An 18,506-nucleotide genomic window follows, 5' to 3' on the forward strand; every position below is an offset into this window, starting at 1 on the left:
GCTTTGCAAATACACGAATCGCTAAGACAGGTCGCCGGTATGAAATTAGTTGATTGCTGACAATAACTGCGGGTCGGTTACCAATTTTCTTACGCCGTGCGCATGGTCCTCTTCAAACACGTTACTCTCACACCATTTACCAATGGTGTTGATGTCAAGCTTCGCGCACTGAGGCCTAACGCTCCAAGTAACTTGCAGTGGAGAGCAAGCTTGTGCGCTGTAGCTAGGTCCGGTTGTTGATCCCATAAACTCAACAGAAGTGCCAGTATAGTATCCCCTGGTTTCAAACCTTTGCACATGTCACCTTCAGGTGTTTGCAATTCAGCATCCGAAAGCGATTTTGAGATAGCACATTGATACCCACTACCGTGGCCATCTTTTCCGTCACCAGCATAGATAGCAAAATCCGCGGCCTTATGCTCAGCATTTGAATGGAAATAGATATTGCACAAATTAAGCTCTGAAGCCGGCGGCGCGAGATCGAACTTAACGGGATTCGTCCCCGCCTGAATCCACTACGCCGGAAACACTTGCTCCAACTTAAAGGTATAAGTGCCTGCCCCTGCCTGTAGGCTCTCACTGACCATCTTATGCGCGACCTGAGTGCCTCGAATAGGACGATATCGCCGCAGACCCGGCAGTCGGCAGATTAACGGTAACAGCTTGCTCGCGAGTGCTTCACCAGCTCTGGTGTCCTGTCGTTCACCAAGCAATAATGATGGTTGAAAAATGCTAATCCGCGGGAACGGCAAAGCCTTAATCGCCTGCTCCAATTCGCCTTTCATCTTTAAATAGGGGCTCACACTCTTTGCATTCGCACCACTCGACGATACTAGAAGATAATGCGCAACGCCCTGCTCACACGCGATCTCGGCGGCTTGCAGTTGATAATCCAGATCGACTGAGCGCTGCGCTTCAATTGAGCCAGCCTGTTTAAGCGTAGTACCCAAGCAGGAAAATAGTACATCGCCTTTGAACAGACTGGAAAAATCCCCTAAGCGGTCAAAGTCAACAACATGGTTGACTACCTTATTGCCGTTGAATGCAACCGGCCGACGAGTTAGCGTAACGATCGAATTAAATGCATCCGTTCGCTCAAGTTGAGCCACAATAGCCGAGCCAATTAATCCAGTCGCACCAATTACAATGGCGGTTTTATTTGGTTCGATCATCTTCGGCAATTGAGGGTCTAAGTAACGAGGGAGCTACGTTACCACACAATGAGTGAACCTCTCGCAAGCACCACCGGCGGTTAGGGGCAACTAGCCAATTCAAAGTAGCCGGTGCTGGTTTCGGCGAGGGTTCGCACGGTAAAGGTATTGTACCAGCCGAGATAGTCACTGGAACCGAGCGCGTAGACCAAGTAACCCGAAGTAGTAGCCCGCCCTGCCGCGACATGCGCATAATTACTACTCGTAATCTCAGTACAACTTCCCCCGCCGGAGGAATTGTCACACACGTCACCGATGCCATCGCCGTCGGTATCTGATTGGTTGCTATTGGCATCGACTGGGCAGTTGTCGACATTATCAGCAACACCATCTCCGTCAGTATCTAGCGCCCCACCACCGCCAGAGCAAACTTGCAAAGGGCCGGCACAACTTGGCTCAGCATCAGCCACCCATTGGCATTGTGATTGACCGTTTGGGACTTCACGCATGGTAAAACTAGCCGTGCCAAACGCTAAATAGCACTGAGAATAGCCGACGCCCCAGGTAATATGCCCTTGCGAAATATGCAGGTTATAGTCACCCGTTATGCCAGCATCGACTTGAAAAATTACGGTTTGCGTACTGCTCAAATTAGCGCCATCGAGCGCAACCACGGTTGCACTATTCGAGCCGCCAGCAAGGTCGCACTGGCTTGCTGAAAACTGGCTACCTTCAACCACGGCGGCGACCACTGGGCCGTTAGCAAAGGTCACGGTAACTGAACTCAAATCTTGGTTCACATCAATTACGGTGCCAGCAATTGTCGCGCATTGACCAACAACTGACGCTGTCAGGTCACTGAGTGTTGGCGGGCTCGACGGCGGCGGTGGTCCAACTCTGACGGTCACTTCAACAGACTCACCCAGTGCGTTGATATTGTCTTCAGCGCGTGCAATGACTTGATAGAGACCGTCAGCCAACGCGATAGTTTGCGCCGCAAAGTCACCAGTTACCGCATCAACAGGTGTGTTGATGGTTTGCGTCAGCACCGGCGGATTAGCATCAATTTTTGAAACGCTTAGCGCTACTTGCAATACACTGCCATCAGCATCGCTAGCATTGCCAGTAATCAACAATACCCCAGACCCCGACACAGCGCTTAAACCACTAACGACGGGACGTTGGTTTCGGTCAACGCGTAAATTGTGTTGCGCAAAATAGCTGGCTAGGTAAGACGCGAAATTGATACTTTCACCGCTAACATAACTGCCTGATGCGCCGTCTCCTCCTGACCATGAGTGATCAAGACCATCGAACCACAACATCGCGACACGATCGTCCGACCATCGCGACTCTTGGGCAGTGTGACCCACACCATCACTGACAAGATTGCTCCCAGCGATTGCTGAAACACCATAGAGCTGCGCATAGCCATTTGCGTTTTGCTGGTTATAGCAGGTGTTAACCGTGGTATCGGCTGAGCCATGACCAACCACAGCGAGTTGCGTTGCAAAGTGCGAAGAAGCGGCGCCAGCATATGCAGTGCAGCGAGAGCTAAAGGTTGCCGGGCTCACCACCTCACAGCTTGATATTGCCCCATTTGAGCTGGTTCCAATGGTCGGACCAGCGCTCGGCGCTACTCCAGCAAACACATCTGGCGCTGCGCAAGCAGCTTGTGCAGCGAAAGCCGCACCGGACGACAAGCCCGTTAGATATACCTGCTCAGGATCAATATTCCTCAGCGGATCATTGCTCAAAGTATTCGCGAGCGAGACTAAGTTAGCATAGTCTCCGGAATTACGATTCACCGCGCCTTGCCAGTACGACCAACAACTAAAGCCCGCCTTATTCATAGCATCAGGAACGGCAACCACCATGCCATACTGCTCAGCGGCGTCCTCTAAATTAGCCGTGAGATAGTTGCTAATTGGTTGAACACAGCCATGCAAAACCAGCATCAAGGCTTTGCCTGATCCAATTGAAGACACGGTATCTGGCGTATAAATATTGACCGAATTAAAACCGCCGATCGCCACGTTTTGCTGCCAACTGCCGGCGAAGGCGGCTTGACTCAGACTCCCGACCGCACACAGCACGGCGACAACATAAATTAACTGTTTCTTGAACATAGATAGTTCCTCCTTATGGTGAGTTGGCCTGCAATGTCGCTGCAAAAATCCGCCATACACAGCAAACCAGTGACCGCCCTAGCGCTGAGCTTTTGCTCTATTTTCTAAGGTAGCTCGTGAATTCAACAAGAGTTGAATTGACAGGCAATATAGTTCAACACTTGTTGAATAGTCAAGCTAGCCACTTTTACCACGCCGGTGAATGGCAGACGCTAAATTATTATGAAGGAGTAAGAGCCGCTAGATCGCGAGGCTGCAACAGAGCGACATTCAGTGTTATTGAAGGGTATCAATATGAGTGAACGCGGAGATAATCAAATATACCAACTACCCACAGACTCGAATAAAGCCTGCCGCGATAAATGGAATCATAGTGCCATAGGCGGCTTCAAAATCATCTGACCGGCAACGTCCGTTGGACAGTTTATCGATACGGCCAGTTTGCGCAAACGTAAGAGTTAAAGCGCCCGAAAGATTTTGGTAGCACCAATAAATATCGTCATCTTTAGCGTTTGGTAACGCTTTCTTTAACGCGTCGATAAACTCTTGCACCAGTTTGTCAAACATCGATGACATCATCGACTTACCCCAAACCGGCGAGTTATTGACATATGCAATCAATGCTAAATAGTTCTTCCAACCGGGGTCCGTGGTTTCTTGCGCCATTTCCAATGGTCGCAAAAACGCTTCAATAATCTGTTCAACACTTGGTCCCGCTTCGCCAGCATCACGCTGACAAGCTCTTAAGGCGTTAACCCGAGAGCTATTGAGAAGTTCAGCACGACGTTCAAACACCGCGTTAAATACGTCGATTTTGCGACCAAAATGGTAATTAGCTAATGCGACGTCGACATCGGCATGGCTAGCAATTTGACGCATTGTGACGCCATCATAGCCATGCACTGCGAATAATGATTCGGCAGCATCTAAGATTCGTTCACTTTTTGAGGGAGTTGCTGACACTGAGAATGACTAGTACGTCGGAAGATGTCGATCATTATATGGAGCGCACCTAGCAGCGTCAATTTAGCCGCACTATCAATATAGCCATACTGTCAATTTAGCGGTACTGTTGAAGCTGCTTATTGGCTACAGTTGCAGCATACCGTTACAGCCTTAGTCCGCCATCAATCTCTAAGACTCGCCCATTAAAATAGTCGTTTTCGATCGCAAACAATACACCCGAGGCAATTTCATTCGGCTCGCCGAGTCGTTTAAGCGGAATGGTTTGTTCAATTTTACTCAGCACCTCTGCCGGCACTTTAGAAGTCATCGCCGTTTTAATAAACCCTGGGGCAATCGCAACCACTCTAATATTATATTTTGCCAACTCCTTACACCAGGTCGAGGTAAATGCCACCACGCCTGCTTTAGCCGCAGCATAGCTACTTTGTCCAACATTCCCAGCACGACTGATACTCGAAATATTAATAATTAAGCCGGACGATTGAGCATCAATCATTAAGGCGCTGGCTTCACGCGCGCACAAAAATGACCCAGTTAAATTAACATCTAAGACTGGTTGAAATTTTGCCAGCGGTGTTTTACTAACAACACCCTCACGCTGCTTAACCATTAGCCCATCATTGGTAATACCCGCATTATTTATCAATACGTCGACGCACCCAAAGTCTTGCTTGATCGACTCAAACACGCGCTCGACCTGCTCTTCATCGCTAATATTAGCCGCATAACCTTTGGCCGCTGGAAGAACCTCAATCGCGGTCGCGATACAGGCAGGATCAAGATCAATAATAGCAATGCTTGCGCCCTTAGCGGCTAAGGCACTCGCCATTGATAAACCCAGACCGCCGGCACCGCCAGTGATCACTACTGTTTTTCCTTCAATATTCATGAATGAGAACCCTATCCTACTTAGGAGATTAGTCGAGAAGGCCGCTATTCTGCCTAATCTAATTTGCAAATTCAACACGCGTTGAATATAGTTTGATCACAAAAATTAATGAGAAAAACCATGACTCCCGAAATTTTCAAATATTCCCTAACTATTGGCTATGCCTTGTTTGTACTCTGGCTGTCTTGGGTTGGCATGCGGCGAACTCGTGATTTAAAGGGCTTTGCTATCGGCAACAAAGATATGAGCCCGTATGTTATTGGCTTTACTCTAGCGGCTTCAATTGCGTCGACCGCCACCTTTGTGATTAACCCTGGTTTTGTCTATGCCGACGGACTCTCTGCCTTTTTACATTACGGCGTTTCTGCCTCATTAGGTATTTGTGCCGCGTTTGTCGTGCTCACGCGTGGCTTCCTACGTCTCGGCGAGACGCACCAAGCATTAACGATCCCAGAGTGGATATATCACCGCTACCAGAGCCGCGAACTCAGACTATTTTTCGCGTTGATCAATTTGCTGTCGATCACGTTTGTGGTATTAATTTTAGTCGGTTGCGCGCTACTTATGACTGGGCTATTCCCAATAGACCACAAGCAAGCACTAGTGGTTATTTTGTTGTTCGTCTTCGCGTACGTGCTGATGGGCGGCACCTATGCGCATGCCTATACCAACACGCTGCAGGGCGGCATGATGCTCTTAATCGCGATATTTCTATTTGCTGATGGCTTTGGCTTTGTTGACGGTGGGTTCATCCATTCACTGCAAAACGTGAGTGAAAATTACGCCGCCGTCTATAACCCAGAAAGTCGCCTGTACTTTGATTTTGTATCGGTATTTTTAAGCGGCTTTGTGGTTACCTTTGCGCTCATGTTGCAACCGCACATCTTGACCAAAGTTTTGTACCTGCGCAGTGAGCGAGACATAAAAAAGTTTATTGGCACTACGGTAATTGTTGGGTTTTGCTTCAGTCTGATGCTCGCCATTGGGTTTTATGCTCGCTTCGCAGGACTGGAAATCGACAATCAAGATGCCGTTGTTCGGGAGTACTTACTGTTCCGCTTTGGTGATTCCGCAGTCGGTCAATACATTCTCACGTTTATATTCCTAACCTTGTTGGCTGCCGGCATGAGCACCTTAGATGGAATACTGGTGTCGCTCTCGGCCATGGTTATAAACGACATTGCCACCCCTCTATTTGGCGGTATTAAAAATGCCTTATTGTGGTCGCGTATATTGCTTGTAGTGGTCGGTGTAGTGGCATTGTTATTGGCATGGAACCCACCAGCATTGATCGGCTTGTTTGCGCAAAAAGGAGTGTATGGGCTCGCCGCCGCTTCCGCAGCACCATTATTATTCGGCGTTTTGTATCAGGGCCAACTACCCAAATCGATGATTTTTCTAGCCGCGATAAGCGGTCTCGTTTTGCACCTAATTTTGAACTTATTTCTGGGCGTGGCCAATCCAGCGGTATCTGCGACCATCGCCATTGGCGTGTCGGTCGCATTAGTGAGCGGCTCTTTAATAATCACTAGAATCAAGATCACTTCAGGGTCATAACAGAACCGCACCATTGATCTATCAAACTAACCATCGTTGACATTTCAACAAGCGTTGAGTAGACTTTATTTCAACACGCGTTGAAATAAAGTCTTATGCTTGTTTTTGACGGTGTCGATGAACAATAAAAATAAAATACATAATGACCACATTCCAGAGGAGAAACCAATGTCCAAGCAGTCATCGCCCAGATTAGTTCCAACCCTGATAGCACTAGCCTGCGTAGCCGCATCAGCCAATACACAAGCCCAATCGACCGACGGTGAATCAGTCAGTCGCCTTGAAGAAATCATCGTTACGTCGCGAAGAATTTCAGAAAACTTGCAAGATGTCCCAGTTGCGGTATCCGCGTTTAGCGATAATGCACTAACTGAAATGGGCATCGAAAACATTACCGACCTACAACAGCGCTTACCCAACACCACGTTGCAAGTTAGTCGTGGCACTAACACTACCCTAACAGCCTATATTCGTGGCGTAGGACAGCAGGATCCGTTGTGGGGATTCGAACCAGGTGTTGGTGTGTACGTAGACGATGTCTACATTGCTCGTCCGCAAGGTGCGGTGCTCGATATCCTCGATGTCGAGCGAGTGGAAGTACTGCGCGGACCGCAAGGCACTTTATATGGCAAAAATACCATCGGTGGTGCACTCAAATACGTTACGCGAAAACTACGTGATGCTGATGCCTTTTCGGTTGAAGCCAAACTGGGGTCCTATTCTCAGCGAGACCTCAAGCTTTCCGCCGCAGCGCCAATCGTAGAAGATAAGTTTTATATTGGCGGCGCTGTTGCAACACTGAATCGTGACGGCTTCGGCGAGTTTATCAACCTAGGTGAAGAGAACTATAATAAAGACATGACAGCTGGACGTGTTTCGGCAGAATGGTACCCATCAGATTCAGTCTCATTTAGATTCACCGCTGACCGCACCGAAGACAATTCCAACGCCAAAGGCGGACATCGATTAACACCAAGTGACTTAACCGGCGAACCCGTATTAGACGATGTATTCAGCACACGCGCCGGCATGTCAACCGACAACTATGTTGAAAGCGAAGGCTATGCATTACACGCTGAGTGGGCAATTAGCGACTCTCTAACATTTCGCTCAATTTCAGCAACCCGTGAAGGCTATTCAGACACCAATATAGATTTCGACAATACCGCACTACGTTCCTTCGACGTGCCGGCCATTTATGAAGATGACCAAACCACGCAAGAGTTTCAGTTAAATTATAGTGGTGAAAATTGGGATTTAGTCAGTGGGTTGTATTACTACACTGGCGAAGCTTGCGGGGTATTTCACGCGGTGTTAGAAGAATTCGCTGGTGGCACACTGCCGCTCACCGCGACCACCGAAGGCTGTGTCGAAACCGACAGTACCTCAGCATACGCGCAAGCCAATTGGACAATTAATGATAGCTGGTCAATGACCCTTGGCGGACGCTATACCAAAGATGAAAAAGTCGCCTTTGCAAAGAACACGCTCTATCTCTTTCAAGTCGTTGACTTCGATAACCCACCAGTGGCACCAGGTATTGTGCGAACCGACGCTACCGGCAGCGAAGACTGGTCAGAATTCTCACCGCGAATCGGTTTTGAATACCGTACTGACAGCGGCAACTTAATTTACGCTAGCTACAGTGAAGGGTTTAAATCAGGTGGCTTCGACATGCGTGCGCGCACCGACCAACTGTCATCAGGCTTTGATCCTTACGACCCCGAAACCGTCGGATCGTTTGAGATAGGTTTCAAAGCAGACTTACTCGATGATCGCTTACGTACCAACATCGCCTATTTCAATGCCGACTACCAAGACCAACAGGTGACCATTCAACGCACCATCGATAGCGGCGCGGACTTCGCTTCCACCGTTCTAAATGCCGCTGATTCCGGTATCCAAGGTGTGGAACTAGAAATGGTCTACGCGGTTAATGATGCGCTAACCGCGACGCTAGGAGTTGGCTTATTAGACGCAGAGTTCGATCGCGTAACCACCACCGACCCAGCCAGCGGACAGCTAGTGGATGTGTCTAATTTATGGGACTTCGCGAATACTCCGGACACGTCGATCAATCTTGGGTTTGCCTACAACCGAACAGTCTTTTCAGATTGGGCCATGACATTCACCGGCAATGTCGCGTATCGCAGCGACACGCAAATATTCGAAGTACCATCAGCGCTCGACGAAGAGGCCTACAGCTTATTCAATGCCGGTCTTACGTTTACCTCTCCTGATGAAAAACTTTGGGTTTCACTACAAGGCAAAAATCTCGGTGATAAAGAATATCGGCTAGCCGGCTACAACTTTGCAACCACAGCTGCCGGGCCAGGTCTTGGCGGCGAAGATACTGTCGTCGGTTATTACGGCGATCCGCGGATGATTAGCCTAAGTGTTGGATATCGTTATTAACGTCGCACCATAGATGACCTGAAGTACCTAGCTATTCGTCCAAACTGACGAGTAGCTAGGCCACCACTATTAATTATAAGGAACGACCTGAGCGCCACTAACAAAATAGCGTTGGCTTTAGGCGCTCAATAATCTACGTGAGTTGTATGAATCATTTTCAAGCGAAAAGCCCTTTATTACCCGAAATACTAGCGCTACACGGTAAGTGGCGCGCTCAGCAAGATGCGGTTATTTGTCACAACCAACGCCTCACTTGGCGGCAGTTTACCGAGACATACCATCAGTTCGCTCACGGAATGCTTGCACAAGGTGTTCAACCCGCCGACAAGGTCGGAATCATTATGTCGAACGGCATTCCCATGCTCAGCGCTTTAATGGGTTGCATGGCGGCCGGCTTAGTATCAGTTCCCATTAACCTATCGGTCAACGATGATGCATTACTTGGAATGTTGAGCGATGCCAAGGTCACCGCCATCGTCGTGAGTCACGACCAACAGCAACGAATCGAAGCACTAGCGGGCCAACTTCCAACCAGCATTTTGATCAAAGTTTGCGATTCACCAACGAATCAACCTTGGGTAGCATGGCAAGACTTGCTTTACGATCAACCAACCACCCTTCCCGACGTTACTATTGATGACACAAGTGAGCTCAATATTATATATAGCTCAGGTACTACCGGCCTTCCCAAAGGCATTGTACATAACCATGCCGGACGACGAGATTGGGCTTATGATTTAGCCATCGCACTGCGCTACCACTGCAACAGTAAAACGCTACTGACCTTGGGTCTGTACTCTAATATTTCATGGGTCGCAATGCTAACAACCTTGCTGGCTGGTGGCACGTTGGTGATCCATCAGCAATTCAACGTTGTACAATTTTTAACCACAGTTGCTACTGAGTCCATCACACACACGGCAATGGTACCCATTCAATTCCAACGTATTTTGGAACAACTAGAAGCCAATACCAACAAATGGGACCTCTCTAGCATGCAGGCCATGATGAGCTGCGGCTCACCACTACACGCCGAGCTCAAGCAGCGAATTTTCAAACACTTTGACTGCGGAATCATTGAGCTCTACGGCTTAACAGAGGGCGTCATCACAACGATCGAGCCAGAGCAATCCGAAGGACGCTGGTCGTCAGTTGGCAAACCTCTTATCGGTACCGACATCCGAATTGTTAACGAAGATAACCAAGAGCTGGATGCCAACCAAAGTGGCGAAATTGTGTCGCGCGGTCGAATCACCATGCCCGGCTATCTAAACCGGCCCGATGCCAACCAAGATGCCAGCTACACCGACCCACAAGGCAAGCTATGGTTACGCACCGGCGACATCGGCTATTTTGATGAAGAAGGTTTTCTATATATTGTCGACCGCAAAAAAGACATGATTTTGTCCGGTAGCCAGAACATATATCCTCAAGACATCGAAGCGGTGTTAATCGAACATGGCGACGTTAACGACGTTGCGGTAATCGCAGCTAGCAGTGAGCGATGGGGCGAAACACCGATCGCGCTGATCGTACCCAACAACCCGAACAGCGTAAACCAACAGAGCTTGCTGCAGTGGGCGAATAGCTGCCTCGGTAAGCAACAACGAATTGCCGATGTTATCTTTGTAGAAGAACTGCCGAGAAACCCTAACGGAAAAGTACTCAAGCGCGAGCTTCGAAATACCTTCGCGACAAAGCAGTATCCTTGATACTCTAATTCGAATACTCCTCAGCAGAACTTTCGCCAGGAATCTCTATGAATGATTACGCCGACGTTTGGTACACCAGCGCAGATAAACTAAGCCTGTATGCTCGTGACTACGGCTCATCACCTAAAACCAATTCAGCGCCCGTGACCACCGTTTTGTGCATGCACGGCTTGACTCGCAATTCAGCTGATTTTGCACCGCTTTGTTCGGCTCTCAAAGTGGCATTACCAGGGGGCTTTCGTTTGATCGCAGTAGACCAGCGAGGCCGAGGACGGTCAGACTACGACGACAACCCTGAGAATTATACGCCAGCGGTCTATATGCATGACATGTTTGCCTTACTTGAACATTTAGATGTTGATTCAGTGATTGCGATTGGCACGTCAATGGGAGGAATCATTGCCATGTTAATGGCGGCGTATCGGCCCGACACCGTTCGAGCCATGGTCATCAATGACATCGCCCCTGAAGTTCCGCCCGCCGCGATCAAACGTTTACAGCGTTATGTAGGCCAGCTCGCACCAGTGAAATCGTGGGACGATGCGATCGCACAAACTAAACTAATCAATGAGTTTGCTTTTCCAAACGCCAGCGCTGCTGACTGGCAAGCTTTTGCCGAACGGCTATTTGTTGAAAACACACAAGGTATTCCAGAGCTGGCTTATGACGCGAATATCAAACAAGCTTTTAGTACCGACTATGACGAAACACCGCCAGATATGTGGGGGCTTTTCGAGCAGATAATCGATATCCCGATGTTATTGATTCGCGGCGAGTTGTCCGACTTACTCACGAGCCAATTAGCTGAGGCAATGCGTCACAAAAAACCAGACTTAAACATAGCGCTAGTGCCGCAGGTCGGGCACGCTCCTATGCTGACGGAGCCCGAAGCATTTAGCGCGATCACAGATTTTTTAGTCGGCCTCGCTAACCCCATTTAATACCTAGATACCCACGCCATCAAAGATTAAACCGCACCGGATAGCTGTGCCCTCCTGCGGGCGCTTAATTAAGTTGGTGCGTTAAGATAGTTTTTCTAAGGCCCGCTCAAGCTGCTCGATTCGAGCCTCTAACTCAGCCAACTTGTCACTATTAGGCACTTTTGCTGGCGTCGCGACCTTGTCAAGCTGAGTCAGATCAGGCTCACCACATAACAGATGCGTATAACGGTCTTCTCGGCGACCAGGCCCTTTCGGTATGAGCATTACCAACGGTTGCTCGCGTTGCATAAGATCTTCAACCACCACAGACACCGCATCAAGATCATCAAACTCAACCATGCGGTCAGTACGCGCTTTGATCTCAGCGAGGGTTAGTGGTGCACGTAGCATCAACATTGCCATTACCGCTTGGCCATGGCGATCGATCTTCAATTCACCTGGCCCACGATGGGTTATTTTGTTGGCGCGATCGCCATAGTCAATTCGCGCCAAGTTTAACGCAACCAACTCGCCGACTACATGACCGACCTGACCTTCGGTTAAACTCATAACCGGTTCACGGTTACTCTTCTGGTTGCACGCCAACACCAATGAATTGATCGTTAACGGATAATTATTCGGCGTCGCTAAATGCTTTTCCATTAAGCAGGCAAATACCCGAGCTTGATGTACGGTCAATTGATTTTCAATCATGGCTTTATGTCACTATGTTGGTTAAATGTGGTTACAAGTTCAAACGTAACAATGCGGGCTAGTCAACTAGCGAAAGCACTGCGGTAAAACGCGGCTTGCCATGTCTCTCTAGGTGATACGTCAGCTCATCATATTGCGTGTTAAATGACACCGTCCAAACATTGGTGGCCGCCGCCGGTATTAAATCTATAGTGTGTTGATCGGCCGCAAATGACTGACTTAAGATGGTTCCGCTGTCGGTCGAGTCGCCGCCATAATCAGTGATTTCATCCGCCGTCCCATCGGCATGACGGTGGTCATGCTTTAAGCGTAAACCTGATTCAGTACGACTAAATACCCAAGTACGCGACCGGTCTTCTCCAACAATAAATGGCACACGCACTTCGTCTGCGCTGCATGCGTCAAAGCGCGCGACTAAGACTTTACCTGCGAAATCATCTTGCCCTTCAACTGGGAACGTCATTTCGCCTCTAAACTCAGCGCCACACAGCGCATTAAGCGACGCAAAGTAGCCCTCGGCTGAATCTACCGAAGCATTGTTGGTATCGGCGCTAACAAGCGATACTGCAAACGCTTGTGACACTAGGCTAAATAAAATAAACACACACCGCTTAGCTAGGTATTTCATTAATTTCTATACTCCAGTTGTTCAAGAAAATCGAGTTGATAACTATAACTCAATTGTGACGGAATCTGATGGCACTTTGAACGAGCAACCAAACCAACCCTGCGCACAAAAATAGTGCGCTAGGCCAGAGCCTTCGATTGATTTGCTAGCGAGGCGCAACGCCATCAACTAGGCACGCCGCTCTAAGCCATTAATTTTATTGACTAATTATATCTAGGCACATTTAATTAAATTACTGGCACTCTAATTGCTGAGTCAACCGTACTGGGTTGTTTAATGGGTCATAGACGGGTAGCAAGACTATGAAAATTGACAGGTACATGGTGAATTTGTTCTTCGAAATACGCCGGAATTTACCACATGCAATGCAAGCAGAAATGGCCATATCCAACCCTCATTTGGGCGATCAAATGGTCGCTCTTTACCGGCAGACTGAAGACCAAAATATTAAACTGTTGGTCAAGGTGTTCTTACAGCGCGCGGGGGAAGACTGGCATGCAAAAGTGTCGGCAAAGAAACGACGTTATCGCGGTGCAGAGGTGGCTGACTCGGTGACAGCGACAACGCAAAACAAACGCGCGACGGAAAAAACCACAACTAACATGCCGCAGGCGAGAACTAAATCCAAACGTATCTACCGTGGCCAAGTAGTAGAGTAGCGAACTTCAATTACCACAGCATACTAGCGGTTGAACAACGATGTGTGGCTAGGCTGAGGTTTTACGCACCACCACCGTATGCGCAAACATATCCTGAAACCCACGATTTCGCTTTGCAGCGAAAAGGGGTATTAGAAATACCACGTTTAACGACACCAACAATGCAAATGGCAAACAACGCCTAAAATACTGGAACGGTGATGGCTTTTTACCCGTTTCGGCATCCACGATGCGTAGGCCAAATAACCGTTTACCTAAATGTATATTACATGCCCAATAGACAAAGAAACCAAGCGGGATACATAACAGCATAATCACTTCGACCGCAAACATCTCGCTAGTCCAGTGCAGCTTAATCGCTAGTTTGTTAACCGCGACAATCGCCAACATAACAACCGCAAAATCAATTAGGCCGGCAGGTAGCCTAAGCAAGGTGGCTCGCATATCACCAGTTTCTACTGGCGTTTCCTGATTGACCATCAACTTACCTTAGTACTCAATTTGTGGTTACTAGTTAGTCGGCGCTGCTCACAATATTATGGCTTGCCCATTCACGAAAGAGTTTAGACTCTAATAATGTCTGGTAAAGCGGCTCACTCGCAAAGTACTCATCGGTAAATTCATAGCCATAGTTATCCACCAGCACATCGAGGGCATTAACAACCCCGTTAAAATCGCCTGACCGCGATAACTTATCAACCACATTCCAATAGCCATCCTCGTAGTCAGGTTCTACTTCAAGTGCACGGCGCGCGTACATAACCGATTGCTGCAAATCACCGGACTCAAAAAATAATTGCGAGAAAATGAGATTAAACGACCCGTCATCGAGCCAATAATCGCGCGACGTCGTGGTGGCTTTGATTGCCTTGTCCCATTGCTGCTCATAAAAATAATGATCAATCAACAGAAACGCGAGGCCTGGGTCATCGCCATGATGTTGAGCTAGAAGAGCCAACTCCTCGCGATACAAATCGTCATCTAAAAAACCCGCTAAGCTAATCGACAAGTGCAACATCTCTACTCGATGTCGCAACGTGTCAGGCAGCGCCACCACAATTTCATAAGCTTCCAACAATTTACCTTCGGCACGCAGCTTACCAAGCTCGACAAATTGACCAATCAGCGCTTTATCAACATCGACCTTGCCAAATAATCGCTTAATAATGGATTCGCTCGGGCGCAACATCAATTGCGACACCGCCCCCATTGAAACACTCGTCAAACGCCCAGAGCTACCGGTGTAGAAGTCGTTTATGCGCAAACGACCACGGCCATCTAGGCGTGCAAATAATTTGATGTACTCACTGCCGCCGTTAGCGTGGTCTACTCGCAGAATCGGGTAACGCGAATCTTTTAAACCTAAATACACGGTATTAAATTCTGCAGGAATTGATTCAACAAATAATTGCTTGGAAAATGACGTATCTTTGAACCCCTTTTGCAAGCCAGCGGCATAATCACGACGATCACGCTCATCGTCGAACACCGTAGCAGCCACCTTTTTAGAGAAGGCCTTAATATCTATTAGACCATCCATACTCTCCACGTCGCGGGCATTATGATAAGCGGCGAAGTTTTGTCCCAACTGTTCGTAGAGCTTCCAATTCTCTATTTGCCGAGCACTTGCTGAAGACGTTAGTAACGCAGCCACCGCGAGTACAGTAAGGTTTATAATGCGATGCTTGAAATAGGTAAGTGTCATGATGTTGATATAGTCGATTGCGAACCATTAGTGTCACATGTCGGCGCAGGAACTTCCATAGGCTTTGCAAGACCCATTTGATACAGCATTCGATATGTTTGTATGATCGAGGCAATTGAAGAGCTACTAAATGTCTATAATCGGATCTTAATCAAACTTTGAATCAATCGATTACTTATGCCGCTATTTCCTCCCGACAATGACACCGCCATGTACTTCTCGATGGATGATCCGAATCAACTCGTGTCGCGGTTAGCCAATTTTCCATTTTTGTTGGACGACGAAGTTTGGCAATCTGTCGAACATTATTACCAAGCGAATAAATTTATAAAACCGAATTACCAAACTAAAATTCGTTTAGCGGTCACCTCAGAAAGAGCGCGCAAACTCGGGCAAACTTGGTTACAACGCAAACGGCCCGACTTCAAACAAGTACGTGCGACCCTGATGACAAGAGCGGTCTACACTCAATGCCGAACTCACGCCGAACTAGCTGAACGCTTACTTGCAACCGGCGAACAAGATTTAGTCGAGTCAAGTCAGTATGATTATTTTTGGGGTTGCGGCCGAGACCGTCGAGGCCATAATCAGTTCGGCCAAGTCCTAATGAATGTTCGCGCCAAGCTTAATTCTGAACGTTCTGAAGCGGTGTAATGTCCCACAGATTACCCTACAGCCGCGTGTGCAACATCATATCTGATTCATTTTAGGAATCTACTTTACCGGCTTTAAGCGGCTAATCGCAACACCCACTCGTCACCATGTGTATCGACTAAACCGCGCTCTTCAAACCACCGGCCAATGAAAATATAAACCGTACAGCCGACCCTCAGAACCACTGACTAGCGGAGTAAAATTTGCCTTACTTGGGGCCGCTGATCACGTTTAACTATGGTGCCAATCACCTTAAACATCGCTGATTCCGCGATCAGCTTTTCGGCTGCGGCTGGTGTTAGACAAGCTAATAGCCCACCACTGGTTTGCGGATCAACTAACAAGGATTTACGAGCCTCTAGAACAAGGTCGGACTCGCCGTCGCGCAACTCCGGACTAATAGAGCATCGGTTTAGGTAAGACTTCATCTCAGGAAATAAGCTTGAGCGCCAGCCTGAGGTAGCGAGCTCCAATGCGGTCGGCAGCAATGGAATGTCTTGCAGCGTCAATTCCGCAGCGAGGTCGGTCGCTTGATGCTTCGACGATGCATCTAACATTTCCAATAAGTGCCCGACTAAACCAAAGCCCGTGATATCCGTTACCGCACTCGGCGTAACTAGCGCAAGCTGATCCCGCGCCAACGCATTGGACTCAAGCATATTGCCCATTAGCAAATCCATCGCGTTCGCGTCAGTCGCACCTTGCATATCGGCGGCCAGCAGCACACCACTACCGAGTGCTTTACTCATCACAATAAGGTCGCCGTCTTGCGCTCCACCCTTGCTCCAACGCGAGCTGGCACTAACCTCTCCATTAGCCACGATTCCCAGATGACTCTCAGCCCCCTGACTGCTATGACCGCCCACCAATGTGACATTGTTCGCATCAAGTATCGTTTTGATTCCTTGCAGCATGCGTAAATGATCGCGTTGTTGCAGAGCGGCGCCCATGATTGGCAAATTTATCCAGGCTTGGATCGTCAGCGGAGTCGCACCCATCGCATACAAGTCACTCAGTGCATGTACTACCGCGACCTGTGCACAGCGACTTTCATCGGAGATGAAACTACGAAACCCATCAATAGACTGCACCGACAACATCGCTGGAGACGCTTGCCAAACCGCTGCATCCTCAATTGTATAACCGTTCGGACCAGCCAACTTCGTTAGATTATCGCTTAATAATTCAGGACCCAATTTACTGCCGCAACCACCGCAATAGGGTTGCTCCGGAGCTTGGTCGAGCGGCCTCTGCATAGGCATCGTTAACACCGCAAGGTCACCAAACTGCTGCATAAATTTCTGATCGATAGAGTCCTTCCAACGCCACACCCAACGGCCCTTTAATACCAAGCCATTACGACTACCAACAGCCAGCTTATCGCCTAATGCCAACAAACTTAGAAATTGTGATTGCAGCTTAGCTTCAGTTAGCGGTTTCTGCGCAAAATAATCACGCAAATTACCTGCTAAAAACGGAGCTTGACGCACCGCAAATACACCGGCCTTGGGACGTGGGTCATCGACATTCTCGGCAATGTCGCCAACCGCAAATACGTTAGCATGCGACACCGACTGTAAGTTGCGGTTAACCTGTATAAAATTGGCCTGCGTAACCGCCAAGCCACTGCTTGCCAGCCAACTCGCGCCCACCGCACCTGTGCACCAAATACTGGCATCCAGTTGAATCTGTTCACCCGCGCCACTAGTGACACCATCAGCGTGCACAGCAGACACGGAGAAGTGTGGATGTAAGGCAATACCATATGACCGAAGGGCTTGCTCTACGTGGCGTATAAGCCGTGGCGGATAGCCAGACAAAATTTGCTCACCACGGTAAATAAGATGAAACTTCAAATGTGCATGCTGACGTAGTCGGTGCGCCATCGCCAAGACCAGTTCAACTCCGCCAGCGCCAGCACCGATCACACCCCAATGTTTGGTTTGATCCGCGGGCTCACTACTCTGCTCAAGCGACGTTAACAACCCACGCCACTTAGCTTGGAACCCAGCGATCGGCTTTACCCCTACCGCAAACTCTTTAGCTCCCGGTATGCGCAGATTCGGCGTCGACCCAACATCGATCGACAATACATCGTAATCGACATCCGGTTGGGCCTCTAGGCGTACCCGCTGATGCTCAGCATCAACCCCGACACTTCGTGCCTGAATCCAGCGTACACCGGCTTTGCGACATAAACTATTCAAATCAATATTAGTCTCATTTAGCGCATAATGCCCCGCCACATAGCCCGGCAACATCCCTGAGTACGGTGTGAGTGCGCGCTCCGAAATTAACGTCACTCGGACCTCCGCAATGGGCTTCATCGCCAGTGCCTTTATCACTAACACATGCGTATGGCCACCGCCCAGTAAAACTAGGTCTTTATTGTTCAAGCGTTAATCCT

At 48.7% G+C, this 18,506-nt stretch carries 15 protein-coding genes and 1 pseudogene; 6 read left to right on the forward strand and 10 right to left on the reverse strand.

The window, feature by feature from the left end:
* Window positions 1–45: 45 nt before the first annotated feature.
* From DFR28_RS20065 to DFR28_RS11725, 5 genes and pseudogenes are all read right to left on the reverse strand, one after another.
* Window positions 46–503: pseudogene (locus DFR28_RS20065) on the reverse strand (delta-class carbonic anhydrase); the annotation flags it as partial.
* A 12-nt stretch (window positions 504–515) separates the two neighbouring features.
* Complete coding sequence (locus DFR28_RS11710) at window positions 516–1,172, reverse strand: NAD-dependent epimerase/dehydratase family protein (protein WP_113954489.1); 657 nt, start codon at window positions 1,170–1,172, stop codon at window positions 516–518.
* A gap of 80 nt (window positions 1,173–1,252) precedes the next feature.
* Entirely contained in the window at window positions 1,253–3,280 is a 2,028-nt protein-coding gene (locus DFR28_RS20070; RefSeq protein ID WP_113954490.1) for an extracellular catalytic domain type 1 short-chain-length polyhydroxyalkanoate depolymerase, read from the reverse strand.
* 327 nt (window positions 3,281–3,607) lie between these two features.
* Window positions 3,608–4,243: a TetR/AcrR family transcriptional regulator gene (locus DFR28_RS11720; RefSeq protein WP_113954491.1), complete on the reverse strand. Its 636-nt coding sequence runs from the start codon at window positions 4,241–4,243 to the stop codon at window positions 3,608–3,610.
* A gap of 145 nt (window positions 4,244–4,388) precedes the next feature.
* Window positions 4,389–5,135, reverse strand: a complete 747-nt coding sequence (locus DFR28_RS11725; protein ID WP_113954492.1) for an SDR family oxidoreductase — start codon at window positions 5,133–5,135, stop codon at window positions 4,389–4,391.
* Between the two features lie 120 nt (window positions 5,136–5,255).
* Between DFR28_RS11725 and DFR28_RS11730 the strand changes: the two genes are divergently transcribed.
* The 4 genes from DFR28_RS11730 (at window position 5,256) to DFR28_RS11745 (ending at window position 11,760) form a co-directional block, all read left to right on the forward strand.
* A complete protein-coding gene (locus tag DFR28_RS11730; protein ID WP_113954493.1) occupies window positions 5,256–6,692 on the forward strand; it encodes a sodium:solute symporter family transporter in 1,437 nt (478 codons plus the stop codon).
* A gap of 168 nt (window positions 6,693–6,860) precedes the next feature.
* Window positions 6,861–9,107 (forward strand): TonB-dependent receptor, encoded by a 2,247-nt coding sequence (locus tag DFR28_RS11735; protein WP_113954585.1) that lies wholly within the window; start codon window positions 6,861–6,863, stop codon window positions 9,105–9,107.
* Window positions 9,108–9,253: 146 nt separating this feature from the next.
* A complete protein-coding gene (locus tag DFR28_RS11740) occupies window positions 9,254–10,819 on the forward strand; it encodes a class I adenylate-forming enzyme family protein (protein WP_113954494.1) in 1,566 nt (521 codons plus the stop codon).
* A gap of 47 nt (window positions 10,820–10,866) precedes the next feature.
* Window positions 10,867–11,760, forward strand: a complete 894-nt coding sequence (locus DFR28_RS11745) for an alpha/beta fold hydrolase (protein ID WP_113954495.1) — start codon at window positions 10,867–10,869, stop codon at window positions 11,758–11,760.
* A gap of 81 nt (window positions 11,761–11,841) precedes the next feature.
* On the opposite strand, the gene DFR28_RS11750 is transcribed toward DFR28_RS11745, so the two are convergent.
* Both DFR28_RS11750 and DFR28_RS11755 read right to left on the reverse strand, forming a co-directional pair.
* Entirely contained in the window at window positions 11,842–12,453 is a 612-nt protein-coding gene (locus DFR28_RS11750) for a YceH family protein (RefSeq protein ID WP_113954496.1), read from the reverse strand.
* A gap of 58 nt (window positions 12,454–12,511) precedes the next feature.
* Window positions 12,512–13,081 carry a hypothetical protein gene (locus DFR28_RS11755; protein WP_113954497.1) on the reverse strand — a complete coding sequence of 190 codons (570 nt, stop codon included), beginning with the start codon at window positions 13,079–13,081 and terminating at the stop codon, window positions 12,512–12,514.
* Between the two features lie 302 nt (window positions 13,082–13,383).
* Between DFR28_RS11755 and DFR28_RS11760 the strand changes: the two genes are divergently transcribed.
* The gene (locus tag DFR28_RS11760) at window positions 13,384–13,740 is read left to right on the forward strand and encodes a hypothetical protein (protein ID WP_147251013.1); all 357 of its coding nucleotides are present in this window, start codon (window positions 13,384–13,386) and stop codon (window positions 13,738–13,740) included.
* 48 nt (window positions 13,741–13,788) lie between these two features.
* Here the strand turns inward: DFR28_RS11760 and DFR28_RS11765 are convergent, their stop codons facing one another.
* Window positions 13,789–14,220: an RDD family protein gene (locus DFR28_RS11765; RefSeq protein ID WP_113954499.1), complete on the reverse strand. Its 432-nt coding sequence runs from the start codon at window positions 14,218–14,220 to the stop codon at window positions 13,789–13,791.
* A gap of 34 nt (window positions 14,221–14,254) precedes the next feature.
* Entirely contained in the window at window positions 14,255–15,445 is a 1,191-nt protein-coding gene (locus DFR28_RS11770) for a tetratricopeptide repeat protein (protein ID WP_113954500.1), read from the reverse strand.
* A 177-nt stretch (window positions 15,446–15,622) separates the two neighbouring features.
* On the opposite strand from DFR28_RS11770, the gene DFR28_RS11775 reads away from it, so the two are divergent.
* A complete protein-coding gene (locus DFR28_RS11775) occupies window positions 15,623–16,099 on the forward strand; it encodes a riboflavin biosynthesis intermediates N-glycosidase (RefSeq protein ID WP_113954501.1) in 477 nt (158 codons plus the stop codon).
* Window positions 16,100–16,287: 188 nt separating this feature from the next.
* On the opposite strand, the gene selD is transcribed toward DFR28_RS11775, so the two are convergent.
* On the reverse strand, window positions 16,288–18,495 hold the full coding sequence (gene selD, locus DFR28_RS11780) for a selenide, water dikinase SelD (RefSeq protein WP_113954502.1): 2,208 nt from the start codon (window positions 18,493–18,495) through the stop codon (window positions 16,288–16,290).
* Between the last annotated feature and the right edge of the window lie 11 nt (window positions 18,496–18,506).

Source organism: Arenicella xantha (assembly GCF_003315245.1).
Classification (GTDB): Bacteria; Pseudomonadota; Gammaproteobacteria; order Arenicellales; family Arenicellaceae; genus Arenicella; species Arenicella xantha.